The 19303-nt window shown below is 68.5% G+C and carries 13 protein-coding genes and 1 riboswitch; of the genes, 3 read left to right on the forward strand and 10 right to left on the reverse strand.

Features of this window, described 5'->3' with window-relative positions; genetic code table 11:
• Window positions 1–54 precede the first annotated feature (54 nt).
• Both OHS03_RS19805 and OHS03_RS19810 read right to left on the reverse strand, forming a co-directional pair.
• Complete coding sequence (locus tag OHS03_RS19805) at window positions 55–660, reverse strand: YceD family protein (RefSeq protein ID WP_328656107.1); 606 nt, start codon at window positions 658–660, stop codon at window positions 55–57.
• A gap of 87 nt (window positions 661–747) precedes the next feature.
• Window positions 748–1521 (reverse strand): DivIVA domain-containing protein, encoded by a 774-nt coding sequence (locus OHS03_RS19810; protein ID WP_062986915.1) that lies wholly within the window; start codon window positions 1519–1521, stop codon window positions 748–750.
• 252 nt (window positions 1522–1773) lie between these two features.
• On the opposite strand from OHS03_RS19810, the gene OHS03_RS19815 reads away from it, so the two are divergent.
• Window positions 1774–2322: a GtrA family protein gene (locus OHS03_RS19815; protein WP_328656109.1), complete on the forward strand. Its 549-nt coding sequence runs from the start codon at window positions 1774–1776 to the stop codon at window positions 2320–2322.
• On the opposite strand, the gene coaD is transcribed toward OHS03_RS19815, so the two are convergent.
• From coaD to OHS03_RS19830, 3 genes are read right to left on the reverse strand one after another with little or no spacing between them, the layout of a single operon-like run.
• On the reverse strand, window positions 2319–2804 hold the full coding sequence (gene coaD / locus OHS03_RS19820) for a pantetheine-phosphate adenylyltransferase (protein WP_063055873.1): 486 nt from the start codon (window positions 2802–2804) through the stop codon (window positions 2319–2321). The two genes, OHS03_RS19815 and coaD, sit on opposite strands and share 4 nt — an antisense overlap.
• A 3-nt stretch (window positions 2805–2807) precedes the next feature.
• Window positions 2808–3371 carry a 16S rRNA (guanine(966)-N(2))-methyltransferase RsmD gene (gene rsmD, locus OHS03_RS19825; protein WP_328656111.1) on the reverse strand — a complete coding sequence of 188 codons (564 nt, stop codon included), beginning with the start codon at window positions 3369–3371 and terminating at the stop codon, window positions 2808–2810.
• Entirely contained in the window at window positions 3368–6766 is a 3399-nt protein-coding gene (locus OHS03_RS19830) for a pyruvate carboxylase (protein WP_328656112.1), read from the reverse strand. The genes rsmD and OHS03_RS19830 overlap by 4 nt, the downstream gene beginning before the upstream one ends.
• A 302-nt stretch (window positions 6767–7068) precedes the next feature.
• Window positions 7069–7254, forward strand: a riboswitch (cobalamin riboswitch).
• Window positions 7255–7396: 142 nt separating this feature from the next.
• Here OHS03_RS19830 and metE point away from each other — a divergent pair.
• Window positions 7397–9661: a 5-methyltetrahydropteroyltriglutamate--homocysteine S-methyltransferase gene (gene metE / locus OHS03_RS19835; RefSeq protein ID WP_328656114.1), complete on the forward strand. Its 2265-nt coding sequence runs from the start codon at window positions 7397–7399 to the stop codon at window positions 9659–9661.
• A 71-nt stretch (window positions 9662–9732) separates the two neighbouring features.
• Here the strand turns inward: metE and OHS03_RS19840 are convergent, their stop codons facing one another.
• Genes OHS03_RS19840 through OHS03_RS19850 form a run of 3 tightly spaced genes read right to left on the reverse strand, consistent with a single transcriptional unit; the run spans window position 9733 to window position 13315 of the window.
• The gene (locus OHS03_RS19840; protein WP_328656116.1) at window positions 9733–10875 is read right to left on the reverse strand and encodes a bifunctional 2-methylcitrate synthase/citrate synthase; all 1143 of its coding nucleotides are present in this window, start codon (window positions 10873–10875) and stop codon (window positions 9733–9735) included.
• Window positions 10876–10877: 2 nt separating this feature from the next.
• Window positions 10878–11792, reverse strand: a complete 915-nt coding sequence (prpB, locus tag OHS03_RS19845) for a methylisocitrate lyase (protein ID WP_328656118.1) — start codon at window positions 11790–11792, stop codon at window positions 10878–10880.
• The gene (locus tag OHS03_RS19850; RefSeq protein WP_328656120.1) at window positions 11792–13315 is read right to left on the reverse strand and encodes an MmgE/PrpD family protein; all 1524 of its coding nucleotides are present in this window, start codon (window positions 13313–13315) and stop codon (window positions 11792–11794) included. Before OHS03_RS19850 ends, prpB begins: the two co-directional genes overlap by 1 nt.
• Window positions 13316–13697: 382 nt before the next feature.
• Here OHS03_RS19850 and OHS03_RS19855 point away from each other — a divergent pair, with 382 nt between their 5' ends.
• Entirely contained in the window at window positions 13698–15122 is a 1425-nt protein-coding gene (locus tag OHS03_RS19855; RefSeq protein ID WP_174551967.1) for a short-chain fatty acyl-CoA regulator family protein, read from the forward strand.
• A gap of 6 nt (window positions 15123–15128) precedes the next feature.
• Here the strand turns inward: OHS03_RS19855 and recG are convergent, their stop codons facing one another.
• Window positions 15129–17387 (reverse strand): ATP-dependent DNA helicase RecG, encoded by a 2259-nt coding sequence (gene recG / locus OHS03_RS19860; protein ID WP_328656121.1) that lies wholly within the window; start codon window positions 17385–17387, stop codon window positions 15129–15131.
• On the reverse strand, window positions 17388–19232 hold the full coding sequence (locus OHS03_RS19865) for a DAK2 domain-containing protein (protein WP_328656123.1): 1845 nt from the start codon (window positions 19230–19232) through the stop codon (window positions 17388–17390).
• Window positions 19233–19303: the final 71 nt, after the last annotated feature.

The raw sequence follows: 19303 nt of genomic DNA on the forward strand, positions 1-19303 counted from the left end.
GACTACACCGGCATCAGATGCCGCGGCAGCGGTTTGGTCTTGGTGGTGGAACCCTCAGGCGGGGTCGCCGGCACCGGGCTCTTCAGTGGCGAAATTCGCCAACTTCGCCCAGCGAGGGTCCAGTATCTCATGCCCATGATCAGGACCCGCAATCGCCATCCGCACACCGCACTCGGGGCACAGGCCCGCGCAGTCCGGCGAGCACAGCGGCTGCAGCGGAAGCTCCAGCCCGATGGCATCGAGAATCACCGGTTCGAGGTCGACGAGGTCGTCTTCCATGCGGTAGACCTCGGCATCCTCGGTCGTCTGCTCGGTGGTGCTGTCCGGATAGGCGAACAACTCCGTCAGACGAATCTCCACCTGGTCGTCGAACGGTTCGAGGCAGCGCGAGCACTCCCCGGCCGTCGGTCCGGATGCCGTGCCGGTGACCAGCACGCCCTCCGAGACGGCCTGCAGTTGCAGGTCGAGTTCCACCTCGGCGTCGGCCGGGATGGCGATCAGGTCGAGACCCAGCCGCTCGTGGTCGGTGACCGTGCGATGCAGCTCCCGCATGGTTCCCGGCCGACGGCCGAGATTGCGGACGTCCAGCACGAAACCCGCCTCCGACACAGGACCATTGGTCTTGCGTGGACGCGCGGACGAACCGGAACCGGCGGACATCACTGACTCACTTACCGTCGAGGGGATAATGGGCAACCACTCCACAGTACGGCAGGACCCCGCCGGAATTCAAAACGCGCACTCGGCTCAGCGGCGGTGCTCAGCAGCGTATTCGGGGTATTCGGCGGCCGGTCCGCCGCGCATCTGCTGACGACCACGAGTGATCGAGCGCCGGGTGGTGTTGAGCGTCTCTTCCATGGCGGCGAGCCTGTTGCCGAAATCGGCCATCTGCTCGTCGACATAGTCGTCGCATTCGGTGCGCACCCGGTCGGACTCGGCCTGCGCCTCGTCGATCAGGCGGGCGGATTCGGCGTGCGCCACCCGCACCACCTCGGTCTGCGCGACCAGGCGAGCCTGTTCGGCCTTGCCGTCGGCGACCGAGCGCTCGTAGGAGGCCTTGCCCGATTCGATGGCCCGGTCGGCGTCGATCTGGGCGCGGCCGGTGAGTTCGTCGTATTCGGCGTTGCCGTCGGCCACGACCTGATCGGCCTCGGCCTGGGCCGAAGTCACCAGGCGGTCGGCGTGGGCGGTGGCCTCGGCGACCATGCGGTCGGCGTGGTCCTTGGCGTCGGCGAGGATGCGATCGGCCTCGGCCCTCGCGGAGTCGATGGTGACGCGCGCCTGCTCGTTGGCCGTGGTGACCGTCGTCTCGGCGCCGCTGCGGGCGTCACCGACGATCTTGTCGCGGTGATCGAGCACGTCCTGGGCGTCGTCGAGTTCACCGGGCAGCGCGTCGCGAACATCGTCGAGAAGTTCGAGGACGTCACCGCGCGGCACGATGCAGCTGCGGGTCGGCGGGATGCCGCGCGCCTCTTCGACGATGGCGACCAGTTCGTCGAGTGCTTCGAATACGCGATACATGCTCACTACCCTCCTGCGGACTCACGGCGAAACCACTACCGCCGACGCCCAGTGTGCCTGCCGAGGGCGGCTGTGCCGAATGTCGACGCGGTGTGTCGCGACAGTGTCCAAGATCGCACAGATATCAAGTGGAGTGCAGCCCTCCACTTCGGCTACCATCAGTGAGCACGACAACGCCGTCCGCCGGGAAGCACCGCAACCTCTTCGCTGTTGTACTCCTCGACGTCTGTTCATGTGGGATCGGAGTCGAACATGACCCTCCTGGAAACTCCTAGGAGTCCGGTGTCGCACGTCGCGGGCATGTTCACTCCCTGGACCGGCCCGTTCCCCGTGGTGACGCCGAGTGAAGTCGCACCCGCGCTGCGCCCGCAGTTCGAGGGCGCGCTCACCTATCTGCGCGGCGACCGGGCGCTGCCCCAGCTCTTCCGATTCGCCCTCGTCGGCGGATCGAGCAATATCGCTTACGTCCTGCTGTTCTTCGCGATGCACAGCATCGGCCCGCTGGTCGCCAATGTGGCCGGATCGGTGGTCAGCACGATCATCGCCAATGAATTCCACCGCCAGCTCACGTTCCACGCCACGGACCGGGTCACCTGGTTCACCGCGCAGTGGGAAGGCGGCGGGATCGCGTTGATCGGCCTCGCGATCACGACCGCGAGCTTGGCCGGGTTGGATTTCTGGGCGCCCAGCCTGGGTGACATCACCCAAGCACTGACGGTCCTGGCCATCACCGCCGCCGTCGGCGGGCTGCGATTCCTGGCCTTGCGAGGGCTCTTCCGTCTCCCCGCGACTGCCGGCTAGCCCCGGCGTTCGGCCAAGCGGTCCAGCAGGCGCTTGTGCACCGCAGGCGGGAGCATGTCACTGACGTCGCCGCCGTAGGCCGCCACTTCTTTCACCAGCGAGCTGGACAGGAAGCTCAGTGACGGGTTGGTGGCGATGAAGAAGGTGTCGACGCCTGCCAGCTTGTGGTTCATCTGGGCCATCTGGAGTTCGTAGCCGAAGTCGCCCGCGTCGCGCAGACCCTTGACGATCGCACTGATGCCTTCCTGCTTGGCGAAATCGACCGTCAGCCCCTGCCAGGACGCGACGCGCACGTTCGGCAGGTGGGCGACCGATTCACGCAGGAGTTCCATGCGCTCTTCGACGGTGAACATGCCCTGTTTCTTGGGATTCACGTTCACCGTGACGATCACTTCGTCGAACTGTGCGGCCGCGCGGGCGAACACGTCGAGGTGACCATTGGTGACCGGGTCGAAGGAGCCGGGGCACAGTGCTGCAGCCATACCTCAGACGCTAGCACCGAACTCGGCGAGCTCGACCCTGGTCTCCCCGTACTTGCGCACCTTCAACGCCACATAGCCTGTGGGCCACGTGATTTCGGGGGAACGGCTGGACCGCTCCACCGCCACCAGCGCGTCGGGCGCGAGCCAGCCGTTGTTCGCAAGGGCGGCGAGGTCGGCGATCACGTCCTCGGTGCTCACGTCGTACGGCGGATCCGAGAACACCACGTCGTAGGCCCTCGGCGCGGTCTGCTTCAGCACCGAGGAGACCGTGCCGAGCCGCAGTTCCGCACCGGGCAGACCGAGCTCGGCGATATTGGCGCGCACCACCTCGGCCGCCTTGCGGTCGGACTCGACCAGCAACGCCTGTTCGGCCCCGCGCGAGAGCGCTTCCAGACCCAGTGCGCCCGAGCCCGCGTACAGGTCGAGGACCAGCGTGCCGTCCAGATCGAGGCGGGCATCGATCGCGCTGAAGAGGGCTTCGCGCACCCGATCGGAAGTGGGTCGGGTGCCCGCGGGCGGCACCTTCAAGCGCCGCCCGCCCGCCACGCCCGCGACGATGCGTGTCATTCCGACTCGCGTGCGACCAGTTCCACCAGCAGGTCGCCGCCCTCGACCTGCTGCACCTTGGCGGTCGCGATCCGGCCGACAACGCCGCCGCGCGGCGCGGTGATGGCGGCTTCCATCTTCATCGCCTCGATGGTGCCGACGGTGTCACCGGCGTGGATCTCGTCGCCTTCGGACACCGCCAGGGTCACCACACCGGCGAACGGCGCCGCGATGTGGCCTGCGTTGTTCTTGTCGGCCTTCTCGGAGGCGGGCACCTCGGAGGCGACGGACCTGTCCCGCACCGCGACCGGGCGCAACTGCCCGTTCATGATGCACATGACCGTGCGCATGCCCTTCTCGTCGGGCTCGGAGATCGCCTCGAGGCCGATGAGCAGGGTGACGCCCTTCTCCAGCTGCACGCGGTGCTCTTCGCCGCGGCGCAGGCCGTAGAAGAACTGGTTCTCCGACAGCCCGGTGGTGTCGCCGTACTTCTCGCGGTGGGTGTTGAACTCGGCGGTCGGGCCGGGGAACAGCAGCCGGTTCAGCGTGGCGCGGCGCTCGTCGGAGGAGCCGTCGAGCGCCTTCTGGTCGGCTGGGCTCAGCGGGGTCTCGGGCTTGGGTTCGTTGCGCCCGGCCAGCGCCTTGCTGCGGAACGGCTCGGGCCAGCCGCCCGCGGGGGTGCCGAGCTCGCCGCGCAGGAAGCCGATCACCGAGTCGGGGATGTCGTAGCGGCCCGGGTCGGCGGCGAAGTCCTCGATATCGACGCCGGTACCGACCAGCGCCAGCGCGAGGTCACCGACCACCTTCGACGACGGGGTCACCTTGATCAGACGACCCAGCAGCCGGTCGGCGGCCGCGTACTTGGCCTCGACCTCTTCGAACCGGTCGCCCAGGCCGAGCGCGATGGCCTGCTGACGCAGGTTCGACAGCTGACCACCCGGGATCTCGTGGGTGTACACGCGCCCGGTCGGCGCGGGCAGGCCCGACTCGAACGGCGCGTAGACCTTGCGCAGCGCCTCCCAGTACGGCTCGAGATCGCACACGTTCTGCAGATTCAGGCCGGTGTCGTGCTCGGTGTGCGCGGTGGCGGCCACGATCGCCGACAGCGCGGGCTGGCTCGTGGTGCCCGCCATCGCCGCGGACGCGCCGTCGACCGCGTCGGCTCCGGCCTGCCACGCCGCCAGGTAGGTGGCCAGCTGTCCACCGGGGGTGTCGTGGGTGTGCACGTGCACCGGCAGATCGAAGTTGCTGCGCAGCGCGGTCACGAGTTTCGCGGCCGCGGGGGCGCGCAGCAGACCGGCCATGTCCTTGATCGCGAGGACGTGCGCGCCCGCGTCGACGATCTGCTCGGCCAGCTTCAGGTAGTAGTCGAGGGTGTAGAGCGACTCGTTCGGGTCGAGCAGGTCGCCGGTGTAGCTCAGCGCGACTTCGGCGACGGCGGTACCGGTTTCGCGGACCGCATCGATCGCCGGACGCATCTGGTCGACGTTGTTGAGCGCGTCGAAGATGCGGAAGATGTCGATACCGGTCGTGGCGGCTTCGGAAACGAACGCGCGCGTGACCTGTTCGGGGTAGGGCGTGTAGCCGACGGTGTTGCGACCGCGCAACAGCATCTGCAGGCAGATGTTGGGCACGGCTTCGCGCAGGGCCGCCAAGCGCTCCCACGGGTCCTCGTGCAGGAACCGCAGTGCCACATCGTAAGTCGCGCCGCCCCACGCCTCGATGGAGAGCAGCTCGGGGGTCAGTCGCGCGACGTGTCCCGCCACACCGAGCAGACCGTTGGTGCGCACGCGGGTGGCCAGCAGGGACTGATGCGCGTCCCGGAAGGTGGTGTCGGTGACGCCGAGCGCCTTCTGCTCGCGCAGGGCGCGGGCGAAACCCTCCGGCCCGAGGGCGATCAGTCGCTGGCGCGAGCCGTCCGGCGGCGGCAGCGTCAGGTCGACGGCGGGCAGCTTGTCGTAGGGGTACACCGTGGTCGGGCGGTCGCCGTTGGGCTTGTTGACGGTGACGTCGGCCAGATAGGTCAGGATCTTGGTGCCACGGTCGGCTGACCCGCGCGAAGTGAGCAGCTCGGGACGCTCGTCGATGAACGAGGTGGTCACCCGGCCCGCCTGGAAATCGGGATCGTCGAGCACCGACAACAGGAACGGGATGTTGGTCGTCACGCCGCGAATACGGAATTCGGCCAGCGCGCGACGAGCGCGTGCCGCGGCGGCGGGCAGGTCACGACCACGGCAGGTGAGCTTGACCAGCATCGAGTCGAAGTAGGCGCCGATCTCGGCGCCCAGGTTCGCGCCACCGTCGAGGCGGATGCCCGCGCCGCCCGGCGTGCGGTAGGCGGTGATGCGGCCGGTGTCGGGGCGGAACCCGTTGGCCGGGTCCTCGGTGGTGATGCGGCACTGCAGCGCGGCGCCGCGGATCTGCACCGTCTCCTGACTCAGGCCCAGGTCTGCGAGGGATTCCCCCGCCGCGATCCGCAGCTGCGACTGCACCAGGTCGACGTCGGTGATCTCCTCGGTGACCGTGTGCTCCACCTGGATGCGCGGGTTCATCTCGATGAACACGTGGTTGCCACGCTCGTCGAGCAGGAACTCCACGGTGCCCGCGTTGATGTAGCCGATCTGGCGGGCGAAGGCCACCGCGTCGGCGCAGATCCGTTCGCGCAGTTCGGGAGACAGGTTCGGAGCGGGCGCGAGCTCGATCACCTTCTGGTGGCGACGCTGCAGCGAACAGTCGCGTTCGAACAGGTGCATCACATTGCCGTGCTGGTCGGCCAGGATCTGTACCTCGATGTGGCGCGGATTCACCACGGCCTGCTCGAGGAACACCGTCGGATCACCGAACGCCGACTCCGCTTCCCGCGACGCCGCTTCGATCGACTCACGCAAGAGCTCGGGCGTGGCGACCCGGCGCATGCCGCGACCACCACCACCGGCGACCGCCTTGACGAAGATCGGGTATTCGAGTTCGGCTGAGGCGGTGAGCAATTCGTCGATATCGGCCGAGGGCGCGCTGGACTTCAGCGTCGGCAGCCCGGCCGCCTTGGCCGCTTCGATGGCCGTGGCCTTGTTGCCCGCCATCTCGAGGATCGCGGCGGTGGGGCCGATGAAGGTGATGCCCTCGGCGGCACAGGCCGCGGCGAGGTCGGGGTTCTCCGACAGGAAGCCGTAGCCGGGGTAGATCGCGTCGGCGCCCGCGCTCTTGGCGGCCTCGATGATCGCCTCGATCGACAGATACGCGCGAACCGGATGGCCCTCTTCGCCGATCTGGTAGGACTCGGCCGCCTTGAGGCGATGCACCGAGTTGCGATCCTCGTACGGGAACACCGCGACCGTTCCGATGCCGAGTTCGTAGGCCGCGCGGAAGGCACGGATAGCGATCTCACCACGATTTGCGACCAAGACTTTCGAGAACATTTGCTTACGGTACCCGGCCGTGAGGCGGCGTCGGACACGCAAGGTGGCTTCGCAGCAATCTTCACACCGCACACCCGCCCACCTGCGAAGTTGCGTTCATCAGGCCGTCACATCTCACCGTGCGGAGCCGCTCGCGGTGCGCGCGGTCGACCTCGGCGCAACCGCAGGTCACGGCCCTGTTGGCCACGGGGCGGTGTCCCGCGCCCCCCAATGTGGGCCTATGCTGAGGGCGCAGCTGGTTCGCCCGCGCGGTGGAAGAGTCGGAGCCCCGACCTCCCGCGTAGGCGTCGAAACCCGGGTGCGGATCATGTTCCGCACCGGGTGAGAGGGAACCCGGTGAGAATCCGGGACTGTCCCGCAGCGGTGAGCAGGAACGACCGCCGTCATCAGCACTGGGCAGCATGCCTGGGAAGCGACGGCCAGTAGGTCGGTCGATCACACGACCGGTGCCCGCGAGTCCGAAGACCTGCCGACTGTGCCGGATACGCCGTATCCGGCGGCCACCGCCTCGTGGATCGGGCGCGCGGACCACCGATGCCGACCTGTCGTACCTGTCGCGACGTGTCCGGTCCTGTGGCGTGCGCCCGCGGAAAGGCGACGGCTCTCCCTGCACGACACTGGAGAATCTCCGTGACTGTTTCGCACACCCCTTTCACCGCAACGGTTCTCGGCCTACCGCGAGTGGGCCCGAACCGGGAACTCAAGCGCGCCACCGAGTCCTACTGGGCGGGCCGCGCCGATGCCGCTCACCTGCACGCGGTCGGTCGGCAGCTCCGTCGAGCCCAGCTCACCGAACTGGCCGCGGCGGGACTCGATTCGGTGCCGGTGGGCACCTTCTCCTACTACGACCAGATGCTCGACACCGCCGAACTGCTCGGCGCGCTACCGCCGCGCGTCGCCGGAATCGCCGATCCGCTCGACCGCTATTTCGCGGCCGCGCGCGGCACCGACACGGTCGCTCCGCTCGAGATGACCAAGTGGTTCGACACCAACTACCACTACCTGGTGCCCGAGATCGACGCGGCCACTACTTTTTCCCTGCATCCCGGCAAGCTGCTGACCGAACTCGACGAGGCGATCGAGCTCGGCGTCCCCGCGCGTCCGGTGGTGATCGGTCCGATCACCTTCCTGAAGCTGGCCAAGGCCGCCGGCGGTGCCGCGCTGGAGCGTCTGCCCGAGCTGGTGCCGCTGTACCTCGACCTGCTGGCCCAGCTGGCGGACGCGGGCGCGCAGTGGGTACAAATCGATGAGCCGGTGCTGGTCACCGACCTGACCGAGGCGGAGATCGCCTTGGTCGGCCAGACCTACAGCGCGCTGTCAGCCGCGCAGAACCGGCCCGCGATCCTGGTCGCCACCTACTTCGGACACCCCGATGCCGCCCTGGCGGTGCTGGCCGAGACCGAGATCGAAGGTGTCGCTCTCGATTTCACCGCGGGCGCCGATCTCTCGACGGTCGCGGCGCTGCCCGCCCTCGCTCGCAAACTGCTGGTGGCAGGCGTGGTCGACGGCCGCAATATCTGGCGCGCTGACCTCGACGCGGTCCTCGGCACCCTGGGCACGCTGCTCGGCAGCGCCGACGCGGTGGCGGTGTCGAGTTCGTGCTCGCTGCTGCACGTGCCGTATTCGCTGGCCCCCGAGACCGGACTGGACGAGCGGCTGCGCTCATGGCTGGCCTTCGGCGCAGAGAAGGTCGACGAGGTGCGCGTCCTGGCCACCGCGCTCACCGCGGGTGTCGACACCGTCGCCGACGAACTGGCCGCGGCCCGCGCCGCCGCCGACTCACGCCGGACCGACCCGCGGCTGCACAACGAGCAGGTCAGGGCCCGGTTGGCCGCGCTCGACGAGAACGACCTGACCCGCTCCCCCGCCGACGATCGTCGCGCCCTGCAGCGTGATCACCTCGACCTGCCGGTGCTGCCGACCACCACCATCGGCTCCTACCCGCAGACCTCCGCCATCCGGCTGGCCCGCGCCGCGCTGCGCAAGGGCGAGATCGACCAGGCCGAGTACGTCCAGCGGATGCGGGCCGAGATCGCCGACGTGATCACCCTGCAGGAAAAGCTCGGTCTCGACGTGCTGGTGCACGGCGAACCCGAACGCAACGACATGGTGCAGTACTTCGCCGAACTGCTCGACGGTTTCGCCGTCACCGACGCGGGCTGGGTGCAGTCCTACGGCACTCGCTGCGTGCGCCCGCCGATCCTGTTCGGCGATGTGACCCGGCCCGAGGCGATGACGCTGTCCTGGATCGGGTATGCCCAGTCGTTGACCACCAAGCCGGTCAAGGGCATGCTCACCGGCCCGGTGACCATCCTGGCGTGGTCGTTCGTCCGCGACGACCAGCCGCTGGGTGAGTCGGCCCGCCAGGTCGCGCTCGCCATCCGGGACGAGACCGTCGACCTGGAAGCCCAGGGCACACGGATCATCCAGGTCGACGAGCCGGCCCTGCGCGAGCTGCTGCCGCTGCGTGCCGCCGAACAGCCCGCGTACCTGCAGTGGTCGGTGGATTCGTTCCGTCTGGCTACCGCCGGGGTCGCCGACACCACCCAGGTACACACCCACCTGTGCTACTCGGAGTTCGGCGAGGTCATCTCGGCGATCGCGGGCCTCGACGCCGATGTCACCTCGATCGAGGCGGCGCGCTCGCACATGGAGGTCCTCGACGATCTGAACGCGGCCGGTTTCGCGCTCGGCGTCGGGCCGGGCGTCTACGACATCCACTCGCCGCGGGTGCCGTCGGTCGAGGAGATCACGGCCTCGCTGTCGGCGGCATTGAAAGCTGTTCCGGCCGAGCGCCTCTGGGTGAACCCGGACTGCGGACTGAAGACTCGCGGACCGGTGGAGGTCGAAGCGTCGCTGCGAAATCTGGTGACGGCAGCCGCGGCACTGCGCTGACCGACCGGATCAGTCCATAGACCACACTGCCCCGGACGAAGATCTCCGTCCGGGGCAGTGTGGTCGGCGACTCAGCTCGCCCGGGCGCCCGGAACCGGGCGCTGCGCCACGCCGCGATACTCCGACAGCGGCCGGATCAGCGCGTTGGCGGCCGACTGCTCGGCGATATGCGCGGTCCAGCCCGTGATCCGGCTCATCACGAAGATGGGCGTGAACATCTCGATATCGAAGCCCATCAGGTAGTAGGCCGGTCCCGCGGGGAAGTCGAGATTCGGCGCGATGCCGGTCTTGTCGTCCATCGCGGCGGCGAGTTCGTCGTACATCCGAACCCACCGCTGGCCACCGGTCACCGCCGCGACTTCGTCGAGGGCGGCCTTCATGGTCGGCACCCTGGAGTCACCGTTGCGATACACGCGATGCCCGAAGCCCATCACTTTGCGCTTGGCGGTGAGTGTTTCGGCGACCCAGACCTTCGCGAGCGCGGGATCAGCGATCTCCAGCATCGTATGCATCACCGCCTCGTTGGCGCCGCCGTGCAGGCGACCCTTCAGAGCGCCGATCGCCGCGGTGATCGCGCTGTACATATCCGAGCCGGTGGAGGTCACCACGCGCGCGGCGAAGGTCGAGGCATTGAACCCGTGCTCGGCGTAGAGGATCAGGGAGATCTCGAACGCGCGCACGATCCGCGGTTCCGGAACCGCGCCGAAGCACATGTACAGGAAGTTCTCGGCGAAGCCGAGCTGGGAGTGCGGTGCGATCGGGTCGAGCCCGCGCCGCCTGCGCATCGCCGTCGCGATCACCGTCGGCAGCAGAGCGGTCAATCGCAGTGCGGCGTCCAGTCTTTCGCGCTCACTCTCACTTTCCGAGGCGGCGTCCTCGGTGCCCAGGTAGCTCACGACCGTGCGGACCGCGTCCATCGGGTGGCAGGTGTCGGGCATCTTCTCCAGCAGCGCGAGCACCGACCGGTCGATCCGGCGCTGGGCGCGTTCTCGCTGGCAGAGCAGTTGCAGCTGGCCGTCGTCAGGGAGTTCGCCGTGCCACAGCAGGTAGGCGACCTCCTCGAAACCGCACCGCGCGGCCAGGTCCTGCACCGGGTAGCCGCGGTAGGTCAGCGAGTTGGTCACGGCGACCACCTTGGAGATGCTCGTCGTGTCGACCACCACCCCGGCCAGGCCCTTGGCGATGACGGAGGGCGTTGCTTGTCCACTGGTCATGCTCACTCACTCACCGTGAAATCGAAAATGCCGGAGTCGAATTCGTTGTAGTGCCGGTAGCCGAGCAGTTCATAGAGCCGCGACCGGTGCTGCATGCGGTCCAGCAGCGCCGATTGCGTTCCAGCCGTCGCTATCTCGCGCAGCCCGTCCTCGATCGCGCCCATCGCCAGTCGCAACGTGGTGACCGGGTAGATCACCGCGTTGTAGCCGAGATCGGTCAGTGTCCGCGCGCTCAGCAGCGGGGTCTTGCCGAATTCGGTCATGTTCGCGAGCAGCGGGATATCTACCGCGGCCCGGAACTTCGCGAACTCGGCTTCTTCGGCCAGCGCCTCGGTGAAGATCAGATCCGCGCCCGCGTCGGCATAGGCCCTGGCCCGCTCGATCGCCGCGTCGAGACCCTCGATCGCGCGCGCGTCGGTACGGGCGCAGATCACGAAATCCGGATCGCGACGCACCGCCACGGCTGCCCGGATGCGGCGCACCATCTCGGCGGTGTCGACGACGGCCTTGCCGTCGAGGTGTCCGCATCGTTTCGGATTGACCTGATCCTCGAGATGACATCCGGCCAGGCCGGCGTCTTCGAGCAGGGTCACCGTGCGGGCCGCGTTCATCGGTTCACCGAAGCCGGTGTCGGCATCGATGAGAACGGGCAGATCGGTGGCGCGCGCGATCTGTCGGCCACGTTCGACGACCTCGGTGAGCGTGGTCAGACCGATATCGGGCAGGGCGAGCTCGGCCGAGATCACCGCGCCCGACACATAGACGCCCTCGAACCCGATCTCCTGGCTCAGCTTGGCCACCAGCGGGTTCACCGCTCCGGGCAGCCGTTGCAGCCGACCGGAAGCCAGCCCGGTACGGAAGGTCGCGCGCTTCTGCGCGGCGGTGGTGTGCGCGGCGAGCAGTCCCGAAACAGTCATCAGAACAGCCCTTCCCGCGCGGCGGGCAGCCGGTCGAACAGCGCGGGGTCGACCGCGAAGCTCAGCCGATCGAGCTCACCGGCGCCGAGTTCCGGTGTGCGCTGGGCGGCATCGAGGAAGCGGTCCTGTTCGGCGGGCGTGACCACACCGTCGGCGAGGACGCGGAACTTCTCGAGGTACTGCTCGCGCGCGAACGGCCGCGCGCCCAGCGGATGCGCGTCGGCGACCGCCAGTTCGTCGACGATCACCTCACCGTCGTCCAGGGTCACCACCGCGCGGGCGCCGAAGGCCTTCTCGGCCGGATCGGTCGCGTGATAGCGGCGCGTCCACTCGGGATCCTCGACCGTGGCGATCTTGCGCCACAGCGCCACGGTGTCGGGCCGCTGGGCACGCTCTGGCGCGTAGGAGCGCTCGTGGTGCCAGGTGCCGTCCTGCAAGGCGACCGCGAAGATATAGGGCAGCGAGTGGTCGAGGGTCTCGCGGCTGGCGTGCGGATCGAACTTCTGCGGGTCGCCGGATCCGGTGCCGATCACGGAGTGCGTGTGATGGCTGGTGTGCAGCACGATCGAGGCGATGCGGGCGGTATCGGTGATCCGGTCGCGCAGTCGACGCGCGAGATCGATCGGGGCCTGGCTCTGGTACTCGGCCGAGTGCTCCTTGGTGTAGCTGTCCAGGATGGCGCGCTTGGCCTCGCCCGGACTCGGCAGCGGCACCTGGTACTCGGCGTCCGTGCCGCCGAGCAGCCATGCGATCACTCCGTCGGCGCCCTCCCAGATGGGCGCGGGCGCACCTTCACCGCGCATCGCCCGGTCGACCGCCTCGACGGCCATCTTCCCGGCGAACGCGGGCGCGTACGCCTTCCAGCTGGAGATCTCACCCTTGCGTGACTGCCGGGTCGCGGTCGTGGTGTGCAGCGCCTGGCCGACGGCGTGATAGATGGTTTCGGGATCGAGCCCGAGCACGGTACCGATGCCCCCGGCGGCCGACGGGCCGAGGTGAGCGACGTGGTCGATCTTGTGTTCGTGCAGGCAGATGGCGCGCACCAGGTCGATCTGGATCTCGTAGCCGGTAGCGAGACCGCGGATCAGCTCGGCGCCGCCGCACCCCGCGTGCTGGGCGACGGCCAGAATCGGCGCGATGTTGTCGCCCGGATGTGAGTACTCCGCCGCGAGAAAGGTGTCGTGGAAGTCGAGCTCGCGCACCGCGACCCCGTTCGCCCATGCCGCCCACTCGGGCGAAACACGCTGCGCGCCGGGCAGTCCGAACACGGTGGCGCCGTGGCGTGACGAGGCGGCGGACAGCGGATGCGCCGAAGCCTGCGCGCGGGCGGTGCGGACCGGACCGCGCAGCACCGACGCCGCGGCCACCGCGGCGTTGTCGATGATTCGGTTCACGATCATCTCGGTGACCTCGCCGGCGACCGCCACCGGATCGGCAGCTACCTCCGCGATCAACATGGCCAGATGCTGCGACCGCGGGAAGTCCTCGGCGGCCCCGACGCTGCGCACGATATGGGTTTTCATTGATCCTCCGATTCCAGCCGGTCGATCCCAGCCATGATTCGCACGCTACGCATCGGAGCAACCACCGGATATAGGCTGAACAAGCGTATTTTTGTGTGCGATGGACGACAGATCAGCAACTATTGCGAAGATTTTCGATCAGCCTCGAATCAGTGATACCGAAGCGCTATGGTGATTTTCTCCCGGCAAACACGCGGGACCGCACAGTCGCCGCAGGCGATGATTCCGTCGTCGCGAGCGAAACTTTCTCATGCCCCCGCCTACTCCTTCGCATGTTACGCACGGGTAGTCACAGGTAAAATCCCTTGCAGCACTGGACTTCTCCCGAGGCATTCGCCACTTTCAGCAAACATTGCGAACAGCTCGCGTTAGGATCTGCGACGTGCGGAAGATGTACGCGGGGGCCAGGCTACGAAGGCTGCGCGAAGAACGGCGGATGACCCAGGCAGCGCTCGCGAAATCGCTGGACCTCTCACCCAGCTATCTCAATCAGCTAGAGCGTGATCAGCGTCCGCTGACCATTCCCGTTCTGCTGAAACTCAACTCGACCTTCGACCTCGACGTGCAGTTCTTCGCCGCCGACTCCGATGCGCGGCTGGTCTCGGACCTGCACGAGGTGCTGGTCGAAGCCGCAGGCGGCGGCGATACCGCACCGATCACCGAGGTCGAGGAACTGGCGACCAGGCTGCCCGAGGTGGCGCGCATCGTGATCGCGATGCACCGGCGCTTGCGCGCGGCCACCGACCAGCTCGACCTGCTGTCCTCGCGCGTCGACACGCCCGCGGGCGCGCCGGGCACCCCCATGCCGTACGAGGACGTGCGCGACTTCTTCTACGACCATCGCAACCACATCTCGACCCTCGACCACGCCGCCGAGCAACTGTTCGAGGAATCCGGGCTGAGCATCGGCTCGCTGGATCGTCAGCTGGCCAGGATCGCCGAGGAACGCGCGGGCGTCACGGTGCTGGTACGTGGCGACGGCGCCGACCCGGCCATCCCGAAACGCCACTACGACCCCGATACCCGCACCCTCACGCTGGCCAGGCGACTGCGCCCGGGGCAGCGTGCCTTCCAGATCGCGACCACTCTCGGTCTGCTGCTCTACGGCCGCGAGATCGACAACGTGCTCGCCGAATCCCGAGCGCTCACCGGCGAATCCCGCACGCTGGCCAGGGTCGGGCTGGCCAACTACTTCGCCGGGGCGTTGATCCTGCCCTACGGGCGGTTCCTGCGCTCGGCCGAGGAACTGCGCTACGACGTGGACCTGCTCGCGCTGCGCTTCGAGGTCGGTTTCGAGACGGTCTGCCATCGGCTCAGCACCCTGCAGCGGCAGGGTCAGCGCGGGGTGCCGTTCTTCCTGGTGCGCACCGATCGGGCGGGCAATATCTCGAAACGGCAGTCCGCCACCGCGTTCCACTTCTCCCGGGTGGGCGGCAGTTGCCCGCTGTGGGTCACCCACGAGGCCTTCGCACACCCCGGCCGCATCCTCACCCAGGTCTCGGAGATGCCCGACGGGCGCCGGTATCTGTGGATCGCGCGCACCACCCCCGCCGCCGCGCAGGGGTTCGGGGCGGCGTCGAAGAACTTCGTCATCGGGCTCGGCTGCGATATCGAATACGCCGACCGGCTGGTGTATTCACAGGGGCTGCAGTTGGACGATCCACACGTGGCGGTGCCGATCGGGGCCGGGTGCAAGGTGTGTGAGCGGCCCGCGTGCCCTCAGCGCGCGTTCCCGCAGATCGGACGTCCGCTGGCCGTGACCGAACACACCAGCACCGACCTGCCGTACCCGCGCGTACCTCGCTGACCTCGCCTAGGACTTGGCGAGGTATTCGATGCGTTCGCCGTCGACGGCGGCGGACATCATGCCCGCCAAGCCCGGGTGGTTCACCAGACCTGGGTCCTCGGCGACGACCTGGCGAGCGAGTTCCTGTGCGGCGGTGATCACCTCGAGGTCGTCGAGCAGCGAGAGCAGGCGCAGCGACCGGGCGGTCCCGGACTGCGCCGAGCCGAGGACATCACCTTCGCGGCGCTGGCGCAGATCGAGCACCGAGAGTTCGAAGCCGTCGGTGGTCGCCGCCACCGCCTCTAGCCGCGCCATCGCCGTCCCGCCGGGCGCGGCATCGGTGACCAGCAGGCACAGGCCGGGATGCTTGCCACGGCCGATGCGACCGCGCAACTGGTGCAGCTGACTCACGCCGAAGCGGTCGGCGTCGACGATCACCATCACGGTCGCGTTCGGCACGTCGACACCGACCTCGACGACGGTGGTGCAGACCAGGACGTCGATCGCGCCGTCGTTGAATTGGCGCATCACGTGGTCTTTTTCGTCGGAGGGCAGCCTGCCGTGCAACAGGCCCACGCGCACACCGGCGAGCGGGCCGGCGCCCAGCGTCTCGTACATCTCCACAGCGGCCGCGGTGGTGGGTCCTTCCTTCTCCGCCTTCTTGCCCTTGGCCGGTGGCGCGTCCGGGTCCTCGCCGATGCGCGAGCACACGACATAGGCCTGTCGGCCCTGGCCGACCTCCTCGACGATGCGTTCCCAGGCGCGATCCACCCACCCCGGATGCAGTTTGCGCGGAACGACTTTCGACACGATCGGCGAGCGACCTTTGGGAAGCTGGGTGAGAGTAGAGGTTTCGAGGTCGCCGAGGGTGGTCATGGCGATGGTGCGTGGGATCGGCGTCGCCGTCATCACCAGCAGATGCGGGCTGATGCCGTCTTTCGCTTTGGCGCGCAACGCATCTCGCTGCTCGACGCCGAAGCGGTGCTGTTCGTCGACCACCACGAGGCCGAGGTCGTAGAACTCGACGGCGTCCTGGATGAGCGCGTGGGTGCCGATGACGATGCCCGCCTCACCGGTCATCGCGTCCAGCAGCGCCGCCTTCTTCGCGGCCGTCGACATCGATCCGGTGAGCAGGACGACCTTGGTCGAGTTCTCGGCGGCGCCGAGTTCGCCCGCGTTGCCGAGGTCACCGAGCATGGCGCGCAGCGACCGATAGTGCTGCGCGGCGAGGACTTCGGTCGGTGCGAGCAGCGCGCACTGGCGGCCCGAGTCCACTACCTGCAGCATGGCGTTCAGCGCCACGATCGTCTTGCCCGAGCCCACCTCGCCCTGGAGCAGCCGGTGCATGGGGCGGGTACGCGACAGGTCTCGCGAGATCTCCGCGAGCACCTGCTGCTGACCTTCGGTGAGCTCGAAGGGCAACCGTTCGTCGAAGGCGGCGGCGATTCCCTCGGTCGACGGCGGACAGGCCGGGGCGGTGCGGCCCTCCACCTCGTGACGGCGCTCGGCCAGCACGAGCTGCAGGGCGAGCGCCTCGTCGAAACGGAGCCGGTCCCTTGCCTTCTCGATGTCCACCTTGTGCTCGGGAAGGTGGATCAGGCGCAGCGCTTCCGACAACGGGAGGAATTGGCGTTCCTCGCGCAGGTCGGCGGGCAGCGGGTCCTCGATGGGGTCGAGCTGGTCGAGCACCTGGCGGATGCAGGCCAACAGGTCCCAGCTCTGGACCTTGGCGGTCGCCGGATACACGGGTACGAATTCGCGTTCGAAGAACGAGGCATCCACTCCCCCCGCGCCTTTCGCGCTCTGCGCGAGGCCGCGCAGCGCACCGCTGCCACGCACGGACGTGAGTTCCTCCACGCCGGCTTCCGGCTTGTCGGGCAGGATCAGGTAGTCGGGGTGCGAGAGGTTCCAGCGGTCGGGGCGCCACCAGTGCACGGTGCCCGACATCATCGCTCGCACACCCTCTTTCACCAGATAGCGCACCTTGTCACCATTGAAGAAGGTGGCCTCGAGCGGACGCTGGGCGCCGGTGTCGAGCTGCACCTTCAACAGCGAGCCACGGCGGTTCTTCATCGGGCGCAGTTCGGTTTTCGCGATGCGGCCGATGACGGTGATGTGCGCGCCCTCTTCGGGTTCCTCCTCGGTGAGGGGCTGGCCCTGGGTCGCGTAGCGCACCGGATAGTGGCGCAACAGATCCTCGACGGTGGTCATGTCGAACGCCTCGGTCAGCCGGTCGGCCGCCTTGACGCCGAGCACGTGGTCGAGCCGGTCACTCAACGTCGCCATCTACTCGACCCCTATCTGCACCAGATCCGCCTGCTGTCCACCGGAATACACGACCACCTCGACACCGGGGAAACCGGCTCGCACGTGATCGGCGAGCACCTGCGCCAACTCGGGCCCCGCGTCGGCACCCATCAGCAATGTCACCAATTCCCCACCGAGACCGAGCATTCGGTCCAGCAGGATGCTTCCCGCGCCGACCACATCGGGGTCGATCACCACCACATCGTGGCCGACCAGACCCAATCCGTCACCCGGAGAACACATTCCGACCATCGTCAGCGCCCGCACCCGCGCCGCGCGCAGCGCACCCCACCGTGTGGTCGCCGCCGCCTCCGACATCGCGAACGCGTCGTCGACCGCGATCCGCCCGCGATCGTGCACGGCCAAGGCCGCGAGGCCCTGCACCATCGACGCGCTCGGCAGCAACAACACATCACGCGACCCGTCACGCGCGGCCGCACCGACCGCGACGAGTTCCTGCGCGGGCAGGGCCCCGTTGGGCAGGACCAGCACCTCACGATTGGGCATACCGCGGATCGCCCGCAGCAGGGTGTTCGTGTCGAGCTGCCGATCCCCTCGCAACACCACCGCGCCCGCGTCCTCGAACAGGCGCGCGGCGGCGGCACCGCCCACCACCGCCAGCACGCCGCGGTCCGCGTCGGGGGTGGCGAGGTCTCGGTCCACGAGACCGGGTGGCCGGTCGCCGTCGTGGTGCGTGCGCGGCTCGATCGTCACTGTGTCGACGTGCGTGTGGTGGGTGAGGCCGAGCGCGTCGGCGCCGTGCCCGTGGTTGCCGCTGTGGGGCGCGGTCACCGCGAAACTCTCGATCCGGATGCCCGTCACGGTGCCCACCGCGAGGCCAGCCTCGATGGCGGCCCCCGCGTCGCGGCAGTGCACATGAGCCGACCAGGTGGTCGCACCGTCGCCGACCACCACCACGGAGTCACCGAGCACCGCGAGTCGATCCCGCAGCCCGCTCGCGGCCGTGTCGTCGGTCCCGGAGATCACGTACATGACCTCGAAGTGCGGATCGGCGTCCTGATCCCGGTGATCGTTGTCGACGCGGGCATCGGCGGTCCGGCGCTCGTGACCGTCCGACATCGCGCGTCGACTGTCCGCTTCGTCGTCGTGACCGATCTCACCGGGGTCGCTCTCGTCGTGTCCGTCGACCGGTCGCCGATGCGGCCCGTGGTCGGGTCGTTCGCCCCGCGTGTACCTGACCCGGTCGGTCGGTTCACCGCAGACTTCAGCCACGAGACAGTCCAGCAGCACGAGCAGTCCCCGCGCCCCGGCGTCGACCACCCCGGCCGCGCGAAGCACACCCAGCTGGGCCGGCGTCTCGCTCAACGCGCGCGCGGCACCGTCGGCGGCGCGGCGGGCGACGGTCACGAGCGACTGATCGGCCGACTCGGCCGCGGCGACCGCGGCACGCTCGAGCACGGTCAGGATGGTCCCCTCGACCGGGGCACTCAGCCCGGTGCGGACGAGCACCGCCGAGCGCCGCAGCGCCACCTGCAGACGTTCACCGGTCAGCGGACCGGCGGTGACGGCCTCGGCGATGCCCCGCAGGACCTGGGACAGGATGATCCCCGAGTTTCCCCGCGCGCCCGTCGTCGCGCCGCGGGCCAAGCCCTGCGCGATCAGATGAGCGGAAGGCGCGTCGTCGGTGATCTGATCGGCCGTCGCGACGGCCGCTCGCATGGTGGCGAGCAGATTGGTACCGGTGTCGGCGTCGGCGATGGGGAACACGTTGAGCGCGTCGATCTCGGCGCGGCGTAGCTCCAGGTCGGTGCGGCAACCGCGAGCCCAGACCAGCAGATCGGGGCCGTCGAGAGACTCCCGCACGTGCGACACCGCCACCTCGCTTCCCCGTTCTGCGTGCTCGCGCGCCGAGCACGCACGCCAGGTTAGCGCCA

This window comes from Nocardia salmonicida (genome assembly GCF_036142455.1).
Lineage (GTDB): Bacteria > Actinomycetota > Actinomycetes > Mycobacteriales > Mycobacteriaceae > Nocardia > Nocardia salmonicida.

Bases quoted from the DNA above. Each gene is read 5' to 3' on its own strand.
- prpB (WP_328656118.1), bottom strand. From the start codon at position 11,792: ATGACTGTTTCGGGACTGCTCGCCGCGCACACCACCGCCGCGCAGAAG.
- OHS03_RS19850 (WP_328656120.1), bottom strand. From the start codon at position 13,315: ATGAAAACCCATATCGTGCGCAGCGTCGGGGCCGCCGAGGACTTCCCG.
- OHS03_RS19830 (WP_328656112.1), bottom strand. From the start codon at position 6,766: ATGTTCTCGAAAGTCTTGGTCGCAAATCGTGGTGAGATCGCTATCCGT.
- recG (WP_328656121.1), bottom strand. From the start codon at position 17,387: ATGGCGACGTTGAGTGACCGGCTCGACCACGTGCTCGGCGTCAAGGCG.
- rsmD (WP_328656111.1), bottom strand. From the start codon at position 3,371: ATGACACGCATCGTCGCGGGCGTGGCGGGCGGGCGGCGCTTGAAGGTG.
- OHS03_RS19805 (WP_328656107.1), bottom strand. From the start codon at position 660: ATGTCCGCCGGTTCCGGTTCGTCCGCGCGTCCACGCAAGACCAATGGT.
- OHS03_RS19810 (WP_062986915.1), bottom strand. From the start codon at position 1,521: ATGTATCGCGTATTCGAAGCACTCGACGAACTGGTCGCCATCGTCGAA.
- OHS03_RS19840 (WP_328656116.1), bottom strand. From the start codon at position 10,875: ATGACCAGTGGACAAGCAACGCCCTCCGTCATCGCCAAGGGCCTGGCC.
- OHS03_RS19815 (WP_328656109.1), top strand. From the start codon at position 1,774: ATGACCCTCCTGGAAACTCCTAGGAGTCCGGTGTCGCACGTCGCGGGC.
- coaD (WP_063055873.1), bottom strand. From the start codon at position 2,804: ATGGCTGCAGCACTGTGCCCCGGCTCCTTCGACCCGGTCACCAATGGT.